The organism is Microbispora sp. ZYX-F-249, assembly GCF_039649665.1.
GTDB classification, from domain to species: Bacteria; Actinomycetota; Actinomycetes; order Streptosporangiales; family Streptosporangiaceae; genus Microbispora; species Microbispora maris.
Genome location: NZ_JBDJAW010000193.1, coordinates 1 through 308, shown reverse-complemented (window position 1 = coordinate 308; position 308 = coordinate 1). Strand labels below are relative to the sequence as shown.

The window sequence follows — 308 nt, the reverse complement described above, 5'->3', positions numbered from 1 at the left end:
CTCGGCCCGGATCACCCGGACACGCTTTTCACACGGGGCATGCTCGCCCGGTGGCGGGGAGAGTCCGGTGACGCCATCGGAGCTGTGGCCGTCAGCGCCGAACTGGTGGATGACTGTCTGAGGCTGCTGGGACCCAGCCACCCGTACACGCTCACTGCCCGCGCTCACCTGGCCCGGTGGCAGGGAGAGTCCGGCGACGCACTCAGGGCCGTGGCTACCGGCACCGAACTGCTGGACGATCAAGTGCGAGTGCTGGGAGCCGACCACCCCGACACCTTCATCACCCGAAACAACCTTGCTCACTGGCG

General features: G+C 67.9%; 1 pseudogene. It reads left to right on the top strand.

The annotated features are described in order from the left end of the window. Nucleotides 1-84: 84 nt before the first annotated feature. Nucleotides 85-308, top strand: a pseudogene (locus AAH991_RS40370) (hypothetical protein); the annotation flags it as partial.